Here is an 11,394-nt window from a genome sequence, read left to right on the forward strand (position 1 = left end):
CATTGCTCAGTCCGCCAGCCGGCCCAAGGGCGGTCAACTTGCGAATTTGCGCAACTCGGCTCCATATCGATCTGTGGTCTTATGCACGTGCTGCGCCGATGCACCATGTGGCCAGCTCTGCACGAGCAGAATTTCGGGCGGCACTGACGACCCATCGCTGACCGTTGGGTAGGCGGCTTCATCTCTGCCGCGAGCGTGTACCCGCAGGCGATAATTACCGGGCCCACGATGGCTCATCACCGGCAGCTCGTGGCTAATGTCCGACATCAAGCCAACTATGCGAAGCTGACCGCGGGGCGCCGTTAGAGAGACTTCCACGACGTCGTCCCACTCGTCGACCGATACGGGCGGCTCGTCATCGTGCAGTTCAACTCGGACCGAGACATATCCTGTGTGCACGCCGCAAGCGACCGTGGCAAGGCCGATTCGGTGAACATCTATAAGGCCGTTACTTTTCCACGAGAGCGCTGCGCCATCATCGACGATTCCGCGGTCGACGATCTGCAGCTGGTGGTAGCTGACGTGTACGTTGTCCTCGGCGTTCAGTCTTAGACTCATGGAAGCCGCCCCGCTCGTATGCTGATCTATGGTTCCTGAAAGACAACGTAGAAGTTGTCGTTGTCGAGCATACGTTGCTGCAGGTACATCGAGTTTAGCTGGGTGCCACCAAGCTGGTTTTGCGTACTGTCGATCATTCTGATGTCATAAGGGCCGCCGCTTGCGGCACCTTCTTTAGTGCTTGCGAAAGCGTACTCGTCACAGTCTTTTCCGGCAGGCCTTGGCAAGCTGGTAGGGCATGCCTTATCGCGATTTTGCTGCCTTCTTATCTCGTTGGTCTCGCGATGTAGTGGGCCGGCCGCCGGGCTTCCCGCGATTCCGATACTCTGGGCGTACTGAATATGATCTACGAGCTCAGGTAGTTCGGTCGGCTGGTAAACCAAGAGGCCATTTCCGCGGTATACGCACCCGGGTCCGATGTTACCTTTCAAGATGTTGTCGCAGCGAATCGGGATGACGAGGCCATCGCTGAAGAAATTGGGGGCTTCTCCAAGTGATCCGACAAAGTAATTCACGTCAGGAGCGCCTTCGCGTACTTGTGGCCCACCTGTCGGCGACAGTAAGGAATCGACGATAAAATCTCCCTGCGCGGTTTGATTCATAAAAAGCGTGGTGTAGCCAAAACTTCCTTGCGTTGTGCAGTCACCCTCGCAAGAAGATGAGCCGTTTACGCGCCATAGCTTCGCTGCGGCGGTGCCGGTGGCGGCGTATGGGGTGATATAGAAGCTCATGGTTGACCGAAGGCTGGTGTTATTCGTCGCCGAATATATTGTGATATGGAAATCATATTCTCCGACAGGTTTATCCTTCTCGAAGATCAGGATGCCCTGATTGAGCTTGACGCACTGCTCTCGCTTCTTGAGCTGCCCGAACATGTTGTCGCCAAGAAGTTGGCAGAGGTGGCTGCCAGGTCCTGCAGCTGACGTCTTTGCGGAGTGGCTTTGTGAGAACTCCGTGCTCGGTGGTCGAGTGCATGTGAAATTACCGGGCTTTCCGGCGTTGCGTAGCTCGCGAGATTTCTGTATGCAGGTGTCTGGTCGATCAGGCATCTTGCCTGTCATGATTGAGAGAGTGTCAGGCCCGCTGTCTTCAATGGCGGCCGAGGCGGGTTCTGAATTGATGCTTAGCGTTGCCATAATCAAGGTGGCTGCGATAGAGAAGCGAGTAACTCTTGACCTGCGTCTCCGGATAAGGCGGGTTTCCTGCAAGGCTTTCTCCATTTCCCCGCTGGCTCTGGGCTACGAGAGGGGTACACCTTGAATATCTATTGCGAGTATAAATTTAGATTGCTCTGGTCGATCTGCGGTGCTAGAACCGCAGAATGCATTGATTTGGCCCCTCCCGGTTGCAGTGTATGCCAGTTTCGAGCCGGTGGTAGAAAGATCACCGTCCTGGCCTAGTCTTGGTGGGAAGTTGTAAGATGTTGACAAAAGTGATGGTTTGGCGACTGTGTTCGGTCCGGCCGTGCCAGGCGTGCTGAATTCGAGTGCGCTGGCTCCTTGTGGGCGTCATATCGCAGTCAAGGAAGGCTTCGGATATGGATTTGGCGGCACTGGCATGTCTGCGCTGGTCTGCGGTTGCCGCAGTCATCTACGGCCTGCCAGTCCGGCTGCTCTCGGACAACGGGCTGGCCTTCACCGGCAAACACCGCGGCCGCATGGTCGCCCTCGAACGCCACCTCGCCGAACTCGGCATCACCAGCATCGCCGCCACCTCACACCACCCGCAGACCTTAGGCAAATACGAACGCGTCCACCAGACCTTGCAGAAATGGCTCGCCGCCCGGCCATCCGCGGACACCCTCACCGAGCTGCAGGACCTGCTCGTGCACTACCGGCAGACCTACAACAACCGCCGCCACCAGAGCCTCGACGGCGACACGCCCCAGCAGCGCTACGACGCCCGGGATGCCGGTGCACCTGCGTGTTGCCGGCGCGCTCACCGTGCTGGTCGGCATCCCGATCACCACGATCGTTCGCCTGCGCCACGACGACATGACAGCCCACGACGGGACTACGTTCCTTCGGGTTGCCGGACGAGTCCTCACCACCACCGACCCGGACGTCGTCCGGGTCGCCACCCTCGGCTACGACGCTGCCGGCCGGACGACCTCCGTCGCCTACTCGTGGCCACACCGCCGGGGCGACGTACAGTTACGACCCGGCCGGCCGCCAGGTTTCGATGACCGACGGCACGGGGACCACCACCTGGGTCTACGACGTCTTCGGACAGGAGACCACGCGAACCCAGGGCTCCGGCGCCACGGTCGGCTACACTTACGACGACGGCAACCAGACCACTGTCGCCGACCGCGGCCAGACCGGCACCGTCACCCGCACCTACGACGACGCCGCTGGCCTGCTCTGGCAGAGGCAGAGGCCGTCACGCCGCCGACGCGCACCGCAGGTTAGCGGTCCGGCGGGCCGTACACGATGTCGCGAAGCACGCCGACGATGGCGGGCACGACGTCGACGTCGTCGCCACCGCGGTGCGCACGACGCTCGTGATCGCTTCCTGCTCGGCGCAATCCTCGGCGACGCTGGCTGACCAGCTACTTAAACATGGCCACTGTCACTCAGCCTCGCGGGAGTTGGATGTCCTTCCGGCGCCGTTCAGTGTCGCCGGGGCTATTTGTCCAGGAGATCTTCAGAAACCCCGGTACAGGGCGCAAGTCCAACGGCTTGGACTCACCAGATGACCAGGTGTTGAACGTCGCCATCGGCTTGCCGTTCACAAGGAACTCTGGTCCGGGCGCGGGGTCAATGACCACTTCGTACGCCGTGTGCGTGCCGTAGTTGGATAGGACGGGCCGTGAGGCGGTCCCTGACACGTCCCAGGTGACGCGCTTGGCGTCGGCCTCGACCTGGCCTCGCTTGTCGGTATTGACGGCGGCAGCCGCGGATTTGGTTGCGGCGTTGGCTGACTTCCGGCTGTACCAGGCCGATATTGCTGCCACCAGCAGGGCCAGCACTGAGACCGCGAACGCAGCGATTGCCATGCAGGGACGGTAGCCAGGTGGGCAGAAGATGACGAGTCAGACCATCAGCATGCCGCTCGGCGGCGTCCCGTGTGCACGCTGCGGCTACTTCGCGCACTCCATGGCCACCCACCCCCACAGCACGACCCGGATCGCGCACCTCGATCGACGCATCCTCCCCGTGCCACGCCCGGAACCCCGTTACCTTTTTCGTGGCTCCCGACCAGGGAGTTGTGGTCACCAGGCCCGGCATGACTAACGCCCCCAGTCGCACGCATGATCCGGGGGGGGGGGGGGGGGGCACCGGGCCTGGTGGCATCGACCGACCGCTGAATAGGGACACGGCCACCACCAGGTAGGTCTCGTCGTAACGTGGGTGCCGGCCATCGATGCCCAACCCGGTGACCACGACGCGACGAACGAACGGCTGGTGGATGAGCAGCAGCTTCGGGGTGTTCCTCGGCTTGGACGTCGGCAAGGAAGCCCATCATGCGGTCGGCCTCGCCCCGGACGGCAAGCGGTTGCGTGACGGCCCGCTGCCCAACACCGAACCCAAACTGAAGGCCCTGTTCGACAAGCTCGTCGCGCACGGACCGCTGCTGGGCGTGGTCGATCAGCCCGCCACGATCGGGGCGTTGCCGGTCGCGGTCGCCAGCGCCGCCGGGCACCAGGTGGCGTATTTGCCTGGCCTGGCCATGCGCCGCATCGCCGACCTCTATCCGGGTCGCGCGAAGACCGATGCCCGGGACGCGTTCGTCATCGCCGATGCCGCCCGCTCCCTGCCGCACACCCTGCGCCCGGTCGATGTCGGCGACGAAGCCTTGGCGCAGCTGGAGGTGCTGGTCGGGTTCGACGACGACCTGGCCGGTGAAGCCACCCGGATCAGCAACCGGATCCGTGGGCTGCTCACCGGCATCCACCCCGCTCTCGAATACGCCATCGGCCCGCGGATCAGCCACCCAGCGGTGCTGGAGATCCTCTCCCGCTGCGGCGGCCCGGTCGGCATCGCCAAGGCCGGCCGCCGCAAACTCACCGCCATCGCCAAAGTCCACGCGCCCCGCCTCGGCGACAAGCTGGTCGAGGCGATCATGACCGCCCTGGGCGAGGAGACCGTCACCGTCCCGGGCACCGCCGCCGCGGACACGGTCCTGCCGCGGCTGGCCGACAGCCTCAAAACGGTTCTCCAGCAACGGAAACAGGTCGCTGAGCAGGTTGAGGGGATACTTGATGCGCACCCTCTTGCCGGGGTCCTGACTTCGATGCCCGGCGTCGGGGTCAGGACCGCAGCCCGCATCCTGCTCGAGGTCGGCGACGCCTCGAACTTTGCCAGCTCGGGGCATCTGGCGGCCTACGCGGGCATCGCCCCGGTCACCCGCAGCTCCGGCACCAGCATCAAGGGCGAATATCCCGCTCGGACGGGCAACCGCCAGCTCAAACGGGCGTTCTTGCTCGCCGCCTTCGCCGCGTTGTCTGACCCGACCAGCAGGGCCTACTACGACCGCAAGCGGGCCGAGGGCAAGAAACACACGCTGCGCTGATCTGCCTGGCCCGCCGCCGCTGCGACGTCCTCTACGCCATGCTTCGCAACGGCACCCACTACCGACACCCCGAACCCGCTCCCGCCGCGGCTTGACAACCACATAGGGACACCCCCCTGCAGGACGCGGATGAACCACACGGTGTTACCGACGAGGTGCCGGACGAGGCAGCGCTACTGGCCTCGGGGAGGCGAGCTGATCACAGCTCACGAGGGCATCGTCAGGCGGTTTAACGCCCATCGTTCCCATAACCAGGAACGTAACCGACGCACCCTTAGCGAGATCGATGCCGTTCGGAAGGTCGCGAACGAACCCTTTCGGGAAGTCACCCAAGTCCACAACGACGCCGGTCGCGTCGTATGTGCCCACGTTCGTCAGTCGGAGTTGGCGACTGAGCTCGGGAGTGATCTGGAAGTCCGGTGCTCGCTTAGCGTCGGCGTCTTTGCGCTCCTGACGGCGGTCGAGTGCCTTATTGAGCCGACCGAAGCTTAAGCCGAGGAAGCCGCCGATGACCGCAGTGAAGATCGGCAACGTGATCTGCAACTACGTCGGCATCTTGCCTCCTACCACTCGTTGAGGTCTACCCAGTCGATCTTGACGACCGGTCGATTCGTGTCGTCCCAGTTGGCCGGATCCTCCGGTGCGACGGAGATCCATTTCAACTGGCTGAGGTTGATCAGGAGAGAAGCGGCCTCTCCCTGGCGAGTCTTCGAGCGGATCTGCACAACGGGCTGCTGGCTTTTTTGAGGCGGCTGATTTCGGCGGCCACCGCGTCGACGTCCGCGCCGTCGACTGCCAGGTGGACTGATAGCTCCGGCGATGTCACGTACGTGGTCATGTCGTGTAGATCGCGACGACCGGCAGTAGTGCAACACATGGAAGGGAGGGTGATCGAAGGGTGACGATCTCGAACCGGAGGACCTACAGCGTTGACGTCCCGATGATGCGGCGCCGCGCTGGCGGCCCGCTCGAGCCGCCGCTCTCCGCCAACGACCGCTGGCACCACAGCCAGCGCACCGCCGCGATCCGCCTCGGAGTCCGCGACGGCGCCCGCCGCGCCAGCGTTTAGGCCGGCTCGCACCTCACCGTCACCCTCCAGTACGCGCCCGGAGATAACCGCCGCTGGGACGCCGACAACCTCGGCCCGACGCTCAAGGCCGCGTGCGATGCCTCGCGCGGCTCCCGCCGGGACTGGATCGGCCTGGAGCTCGTCCCGGACGACACACCGCGATACATGACGATGCACATGCCGGTGATCCACCCGGGCGCGGGGGAGCGGCGCCTCTGGCTGAAGATCGAGGTCCGGCCATGAAGTCGTGGGAGGGCGACCTCATCAGCCCGCAGCAGCGGACCGCGCTGGCCACCGTCATCACGGGCCAGCGCATCACCGGCCGCATCGACCGGCTCGCGCTGATCTCGCACCTGCTCAGCACCCGGGTCACGACCATGAACGAGCTCGGCAAGGGCGAGGCCGCGCGCTTGCTCGACGAGCTCGGCCGGATCGTCGCCGAGGGCGAGGTCGCGCTCGCGCTCGACCTCGCCCGGGAAGGGGTGGCCGCGTGACCGTCGTCGACGAGCCGCCTCGGCTCCCGCGCATCGTGCCCGAGTGGCACGCGTCCGGCGCCCGCAACCTGTTCCCCGAGTTCGACTTCATCGACGCCAAGGGCCCGGCCGCCGATGCCTGCCGCGTGATCTGCCGGGCCTGTCCCGTCCGGCTCCAGTGTGCGACCGACGCCCTCGAGCGTGGCGAGCCGTGGGGGATCTGGGGCGGCCTGGACCGCCTCGACCCGCAAGGGCCGTGGCGCGGGAGCTCGGCTACCCCACGCCCGCCGTGATGCCCGAGCATGGCACCAACTCGCGCTACGCCAAGTGGCGATGCAAGTGCGCGGACTGCCGCGCCGCGCACACCCTCTACGAGTCCCAGCGCCGGATCACCACGCGCCGCAAGGCGAAAGCCCGCGGCCTCTGGATCTCCCCGCTCGCCCTCGACCGCCCGGTCCGCATCGGCAGGCACGTCCTCGGCCCCGGCCAGCTGCTGCTACCACTGCCCGGCCTCCCGCCGCACCACGCCGCGGAAACCCGCCTGTCCGACCTTGACCTCGCCGCCTGAACAGGAGACCCCGCCCGTGCCCGACACCCCCAAGCCAGCCGCCGAGCCCGTGCCGGTGCCCATGCCCCTCGTCGACCGGTCGCCGACCGCCGAACGCCTCAGCGCCGTCCTGCTGCCCGACGTCGCCGCGACTCTCGCGTCGCTGCGGATGATCCAGCCGCCCGCCGAGCCGCCGGCGTCGGTGCCCGGCGGCCCGCCCCCGGTGCCCCTCGTCGACCCGCCGACAGAGTACGAGCCCGGGCCGCCGAGCGACGTGCCCACGCCGCCGCGGGTCGAGTGGCCCCTCGGCGGGCCCCCACCGAGCACCGAGCCGCCCGCCGGGCCCGTGCTCGCCGTCGGAGACCAGGTGACCGTGACCGCGAGCGGCACCACGTTCGAGGCCACCGTCACGGCCGTGACGCCGAGTGGGGGAGGCGCCGCCGAGCAGCCGCCGGCGACCGACCCCACGCCGGTCGATCCGTCGGCGGAGTAGCCCGACTTGCCGTGAGTCGAACACGTGTTCTACGGTGATGTGGTGTCGGGCGGGGTGGGGAAGACCCCGCCCGACACCACATCACCAGGGAGAACCGATGTCCACACCACGCGACGACCGCGACCGGCAGACACGTCGCCGGATCGCCGAGCTCGCCGAGGAGTGGCGCCGCGCAGCGGCCGCGCTCCCGTTCTGGGAGATCGACGACAGCGGCCCCGAGTTCGTCCTCATCGGCAAGGACCTCGGCCAGCCCGTCGCGACCCTGCACGGCATGTGGGCGCCGAACCTCGCCCGGTACCTGGCCGCGATGAACAAGCACGCCGGCGTCTCGCTCGCCGACCTGCTGTGGCGCATGTCCACCGGGACCGCCGACAGCAACCTGACCGCGGCGTCGATCAACTTGTTCCGCGCGATGGGACTGGAGCAGCGCGCGGAGCGGTACCGGCCTCGGTAACGTCGAGCCCGCGGGCCGGCGCGCTCCCTCCCCCTCGGCGCGCCGGCCCGCCTGCCGTCACCTGCTACAACTTACTTACGGGTAGTAGCGGCGACGGGGGAGGATTTAGCTACCGGAGTGGAGTCGGCTAGCGAACGCCGTAAGCACCTCCGGGTGCACGATCAGCACCGCGCCCATGATCGCGACGACGAGCACTGCGCCGACGACGAGCCACCGTGTGAACCGGAGTAGGCGCTCGCCTGCCCCAGGGTCCGACAGGAGGTCGGCGATCCGGTCCGGCAGCCGGCCTGGGTCCGCGGTCGCGGTCGGCCTGACGTGATGCGAGATGATCTCCACTGCGCGTCGCCAGGCTCGTGACCAGCGGGAATGTCTGCCGTCGTCGCCGTGACGTCTGCCGTTCTGGCCTGTACTCTTACTCATTGAAGCGAACTACCTTCCGTGTTTAGCGGCATCGATGGAGTTTGTTTCGATCGCGCCCGGCTTGTTAGCGCAAGTCGGGCGCTCTTCGTTCGGTCTGAACTTCGCTAATTACTTCTCTGTAGAATCCGTAAGATCCTGAGTTCTAATCCACGTAACTTGTGGAACTTACGGATCTGATGATTTGAGGATTTAAGTATTTGAGTATCTGGCGATTATGCGGATCCCGATGGACGCGGTGAAACTTCGCATCTGTACTGCGCTTCGTGTCCTCTAGAGCCTCTGACCTGGGGGAACTCGAGCTTCCGAGGGTGTGCGGGACCGCAGAGGGTTACCTCCCGATGACTGCTTGTGAGGGGAACTGCTAGATGTCGCCACAATACGCCACGGCGTACCAATTGTCGCGCACCTCCACGCTATCTCAACCGGACGGGGTATTTGTCGACTTCCGAGGACGGGGAAAGGGCTGGTCGTGACTACATCCGGTGCGGACAGAGGTGACAGTCGGGAGTCACCTTGACTCCGTGCCCGGCCCGCCCCTTGCCCCCGAGGTCCGCGACGCGATCGCCGACGCGATCCGCCGGACCCCCACCCCGACACAGCGCGCCATTGCGCGCGAGTTCGGCGTGTCCGTCTCCACCGTGTACCGGGTCGCCGCCGACTACGACCTCGCCGACGCCTGGGAAGACCGCCGCGAGCAGACCGAGCCGCCACCGCCGCCCGCGCCGCCGACCTCGGCAAGCGGCGAATCGAGCTCCAGGCCGGCCTGCTCGACGACATCGCCGAGCTACGCCGCCGCCTCTTCGGCGAGGTCGTTCACCTGCACGTGGTCAAGGTCGACCACTTCGGCGAAGAGGTCAAGCAGACCGTCCTGGACGCAGGCCCGGCCGACTGGCGCGCCACCATGGGCGCGATCGGCACCGCCGCACAGCAGACCGTAAACCTCGCCCGCCTCGACGCCGAGACCGCCGGCGCCGGCCAGGCGTCGGGCCTGCTGGAGCAGTTCGAGCAGTCGCTCGCCGCCGCGCGCCGCGACCGCGAAGCCGCCGCGGCCGCCGAGCAGAACGGCGCCGGGTGACCGACACCCGGGCGTTCCTGTCGATCAAGCAGCAGGACAGCATCCTCGACGCGAACGCGCGCCTGAACATCTGGGAAGGCTCGATCCGGTCCGGAAAGACCATCGCGTCCATCGTCCGGTGGCTCACCTACGTCCGGACCGCGCCGCCCGGCCCGCTCGCCGTCATCGGCCGCACCCGCGACACCATCGCCCGCAACGTCCTCGACGTCATCGCCGACATGGCCGACATGGCCCCGAGCGCCATCAGCTTCACAGCCGGCGCGCCCCGGGCCCGGATTCTCGGCCGGCTGATCCACGTCATCGGCGCCAACGACAAGAAGGCCGAGAAGGTCCTCCGCGGCCTCACCCTGGCCGGCGCGTACGTCGACGAGGCCACCGTCATCCCCGAGGAGTTCTGGACGCAGCTGCTCGGCCGCCTGTCCGTGCCCGGCGCGAAGCTGTTCGCGACAACCAACCCCGACAACCCCGCGCACTGGTTGCGGAAAAAGTACCTGCTCCGCGCCGACGAGCTGAACCTCGCCACGTGGCACTTCGGTCTCTACGACAACCCCGGCCTCTCCCAGGAGTACAAGGACGCGCTCGCCGCCGAGTTCACCGGGCTCTGGTACAAGCGCTTCATCCTCGGCCACTGGGTCGCCGCCGAGGGCGCGATCTACGACATGCTCGACGAGGCCAGGGACACCGCGGCCGCGCCGCACCCGTCGACTTGGCGCCGCGGCTGGATCTCCCTGGACTACGGCACCTCGAACCCGACGCATGCGCTGCTGATCGTCCTCACCGCCCCCGTGATCGCCGACGGCCGCATCGCCGTCCCCGAGCGCCTGCACGTCGTCGCCGAGTGGCGCCACGACGGCCGCGCCGCCGGGCAGCTCACCGACGCGCAGATCTCCCGCCGGCTCGCCGAGTGGGCGGCGCCGCTGGTCGAGCACCTGCCCGAGGCACCGCCCGTCATCCTCGACCCGTCGGCCGCGTCGCTGCGGGTCCAGATGCGCTCGGACGGCTGGCCCGGGATCCGCTCGGCGGACAACCGCGTCGACGTCGGCATCCGCGCGTCCGCGTCGCTGATCAGCGGCGGCCGGTTCATCATCGACCACAAGGCGTGCCCGCACCTGTGGGACGAGATGTGCGGCTACGTCTGGGACGACACCGCGCTTGCCCGCGGGGAAGAGCAGCCGGTCAAGCAGGACGACCACGGCCCGGACGCCGAGCGCTACGGGATCATGGCCGCCAGGCCGGTCTGGCGCGCGTGGCTGCCCGAGCTGTCCGCGGCCAGCGAGCTCGACCAGGCCGCGTGAGCAGTCACCAGCAGGTAGAGCCGCCGGCCTTCGGGTGCGCCTCCGTGTACCGCTTGATCGCAGCGCAATTGCCGGTGAGCCCGCTGTAGTCGTCGAGGGTTCCGAGCTCGCCGCCGGGCACAGCCTCGGCGTAGACACCGGGCGCGAGCTGAACGACCTGGTCGCCGGCCATGCTCGACGCGTACCGCTTGTCGATCTTCGACTTGGGCACGAACTTCGGGAACTCCGCGGCCGCCGCCGCGGTGGTCGGCGCTGGGGCCGACGTCGGCGCGGGCGAGGATGGCGTCGCCGTGACCGTCACCGTGCTGACGACGGTGACCGGCGGAGCAGCGGTCGGCGTGCCGGGCGAGCAGCCCGCGACCCCGACGCCGGCGAGCGCGACGGCGGCAAGTGCCAGCCTGCCCCGGATGCTGATCATGGTGGTCCCCTCGGTGGTGCGTGTGCTCCGCCTACGTCGCTTGCGCCCACGCACGCGTTACGACCAGCCGTGACACC

At 66.7% G+C, this 11,394-nt stretch carries 17 protein-coding genes and 1 pseudogene; 12 read left to right on the plus strand and 6 right to left on the minus strand.

The window, feature by feature from the left end; genetic code table 11:
• Positions 1–33: 33 nt before the first annotated feature.
• A complete protein-coding gene (locus ACERZO_RS00135; RefSeq protein ID WP_372659876.1) occupies positions 34–558 on the minus strand; it encodes a hypothetical protein in 525 nt (174 codons plus the stop codon).
• A gap of 26 nt (positions 559–584) precedes the next feature.
• The gene (locus ACERZO_RS00140; RefSeq protein WP_372659878.1) at positions 585–1,619 is read right to left on the minus strand and encodes a NucA/NucB deoxyribonuclease domain-containing protein; all 1,035 of its coding nucleotides are present in this window, start codon (positions 1,617–1,619) and stop codon (positions 585–587) included.
• Positions 1,620–2,215: 596 nt separating this feature from the next.
• Between ACERZO_RS00140 and ACERZO_RS00145 the strand changes: the two genes are divergently transcribed.
• Positions 2,216–2,743 (plus strand): integrase core domain-containing protein, encoded by a 528-nt coding sequence (locus ACERZO_RS00145; RefSeq protein WP_372662845.1) that lies wholly within the window; start codon positions 2,216–2,218, stop codon positions 2,741–2,743.
• The gene (locus tag ACERZO_RS00150) at positions 2,740–3,105 is read left to right on the plus strand and encodes a hypothetical protein (RefSeq protein ID WP_372659880.1); all 366 of its coding nucleotides are present in this window, start codon (positions 2,740–2,742) and stop codon (positions 3,103–3,105) included. Before ACERZO_RS00145 ends, ACERZO_RS00150 begins: the two co-directional genes overlap by 4 nt.
• A gap of 28 nt (positions 3,106–3,133) precedes the next feature.
• Here the strand turns inward: ACERZO_RS00150 and ACERZO_RS00155 are convergent, their stop codons facing one another.
• The gene (locus ACERZO_RS00155) at positions 3,134–3,556 is read right to left on the minus strand and encodes a hypothetical protein (RefSeq protein WP_372659882.1); all 423 of its coding nucleotides are present in this window, start codon (positions 3,554–3,556) and stop codon (positions 3,134–3,136) included.
• A 413-nt stretch (positions 3,557–3,969) separates the two neighbouring features.
• Here ACERZO_RS00155 and ACERZO_RS00160 point away from each other — a divergent pair.
• Positions 3,970–5,168, plus strand: a pseudogene (locus ACERZO_RS00160) (IS110 family transposase).
• A gap of 49 nt (positions 5,169–5,217) precedes the next feature.
• On the opposite strand, the gene ACERZO_RS00165 reads toward ACERZO_RS00160, so the two are convergent.
• Entirely contained in the window at positions 5,218–5,616 is a 399-nt protein-coding gene (locus ACERZO_RS00165) for a hypothetical protein (protein ID WP_372659884.1), read from the minus strand.
• A 20-nt stretch (positions 5,617–5,636) separates the two neighbouring features.
• On the minus strand, positions 5,637–5,798 hold the full coding sequence (locus ACERZO_RS00170; RefSeq protein WP_372659886.1) for a hypothetical protein: 162 nt from the start codon (positions 5,796–5,798) through the stop codon (positions 5,637–5,639).
• A gap of 173 nt (positions 5,799–5,971) precedes the next feature.
• Between ACERZO_RS00170 and ACERZO_RS00175 the strand changes: the two genes are divergently transcribed.
• The 9 genes from ACERZO_RS00175 to ACERZO_RS00215 all read left to right on the plus strand — a co-directional run bounded on the left by ACERZO_RS00175 (position 5,972) and on the right by ACERZO_RS00215 (position 10,899).
• Complete coding sequence (locus ACERZO_RS00175) at positions 5,972–6,142, plus strand: hypothetical protein (RefSeq protein ID WP_372659888.1); 171 nt, start codon at positions 5,972–5,974, stop codon at positions 6,140–6,142.
• A gap of 239 nt (positions 6,143–6,381) precedes the next feature.
• Positions 6,382–6,636, plus strand: a complete 255-nt coding sequence (locus tag ACERZO_RS00180; protein ID WP_372659890.1) for a hypothetical protein — start codon at positions 6,382–6,384, stop codon at positions 6,634–6,636.
• Positions 6,633–6,908: a WhiB family transcriptional regulator gene (locus ACERZO_RS00185; protein ID WP_372659892.1), complete on the plus strand. Its 276-nt coding sequence runs from the start codon at positions 6,633–6,635 to the stop codon at positions 6,906–6,908. Before ACERZO_RS00180 ends, ACERZO_RS00185 begins: the two co-directional genes overlap by 4 nt.
• Entirely contained in the window at positions 6,908–7,183 is a 276-nt protein-coding gene (locus ACERZO_RS00190) for a hypothetical protein (RefSeq protein ID WP_372659894.1), read from the plus strand. The genes ACERZO_RS00185 and ACERZO_RS00190 overlap by 1 nt, the downstream gene beginning before the upstream one ends.
• 16 nt (positions 7,184–7,199) lie before the next feature.
• Positions 7,200–7,655, plus strand: a complete 456-nt coding sequence (locus ACERZO_RS00195; protein ID WP_372659896.1) for a hypothetical protein — start codon at positions 7,200–7,202, stop codon at positions 7,653–7,655.
• 97 nt (positions 7,656–7,752) lie between these two features.
• Positions 7,753–8,109, plus strand: coding sequence for a hypothetical protein (locus ACERZO_RS00200; protein ID WP_372659898.1), 357 nt, complete (start codon positions 7,753–7,755; stop codon positions 8,107–8,109).
• 941 nt (positions 8,110–9,050) lie between these two features.
• Positions 9,051–9,467 (plus strand): helix-turn-helix domain-containing protein, encoded by a 417-nt coding sequence (locus ACERZO_RS00205; RefSeq protein WP_372659900.1) that lies wholly within the window; start codon positions 9,051–9,053, stop codon positions 9,465–9,467.
• A complete protein-coding gene (locus tag ACERZO_RS00210) occupies positions 9,353–9,604 on the plus strand; it encodes a hypothetical protein (protein WP_372662970.1) in 252 nt (83 codons plus the stop codon). Before ACERZO_RS00205 ends, ACERZO_RS00210 begins: the two co-directional genes overlap by 115 nt.
• The gene (locus ACERZO_RS00215; RefSeq protein WP_372659902.1) at positions 9,601–10,899 is read left to right on the plus strand and encodes a PBSX family phage terminase large subunit; all 1,299 of its coding nucleotides are present in this window, start codon (positions 9,601–9,603) and stop codon (positions 10,897–10,899) included. The genes ACERZO_RS00210 and ACERZO_RS00215 overlap by 4 nt, the downstream gene beginning before the upstream one ends.
• A gap of 4 nt (positions 10,900–10,903) precedes the next feature.
• Here the strand turns inward: ACERZO_RS00215 and ACERZO_RS00220 are convergent, their stop codons facing one another.
• Positions 10,904–11,317 (minus strand): hypothetical protein, encoded by a 414-nt coding sequence (locus tag ACERZO_RS00220; RefSeq protein WP_372659904.1) that lies wholly within the window; start codon positions 11,315–11,317, stop codon positions 10,904–10,906.
• Positions 11,318–11,394: the final 77 nt, after the last annotated feature.

This window comes from Amycolatopsis kentuckyensis (assembly GCF_041679295.1).
GTDB lineage: Bacteria > Actinomycetota > Actinomycetes > Mycobacteriales > Pseudonocardiaceae > Amycolatopsis > Amycolatopsis kentuckyensis_A.

What these genes read in the sequence shown, in the direction of transcription:
- ACERZO_RS00145 (WP_372662845.1), top strand. Translation starts at nt 2,216, where the DNA reads ATGGTCGCCCTCGAACGCCACCTCGCCGAACTCGGCATCACCAGCATC.
- ACERZO_RS00150 (WP_372659880.1), top strand. Translation starts at nt 2,740, where the DNA reads ATGACCGACGGCACGGGGACCACCACCTGGGTCTACGACGTCTTCGGA.
- ACERZO_RS00135 (WP_372659876.1), bottom strand. Translation starts at nt 558, where the DNA reads ATGAGTCTAAGACTGAACGCCGAGGACAACGTACACGTCAGCTACCAC.
- ACERZO_RS00200 (WP_372659898.1), top strand. Translation starts at nt 7,753, where the DNA reads ATGTCCACACCACGCGACGACCGCGACCGGCAGACACGTCGCCGGATC.
- ACERZO_RS00220 (WP_372659904.1), bottom strand. Translation starts at nt 11,317, where the DNA reads ATGATCAGCATCCGGGGCAGGCTGGCACTTGCCGCCGTCGCGCTCGCC.
- ACERZO_RS00140 (WP_372659878.1), bottom strand. Translation starts at nt 1,619, where the DNA reads ATGACAGGCAAGATGCCTGATCGACCAGACACCTGCATACAGAAATCT.
- ACERZO_RS00180 (WP_372659890.1), top strand. Translation starts at nt 6,382, where the DNA reads ATGAAGTCGTGGGAGGGCGACCTCATCAGCCCGCAGCAGCGGACCGCG.
- ACERZO_RS00155 (WP_372659882.1), bottom strand. Translation starts at nt 3,556, where the DNA reads ATGGCAATCGCTGCGTTCGCGGTCTCAGTGCTGGCCCTGCTGGTGGCA.
- ACERZO_RS00190 (WP_372659894.1), top strand. Translation starts at nt 6,908, where the DNA reads ATGCCCGAGCATGGCACCAACTCGCGCTACGCCAAGTGGCGATGCAAG.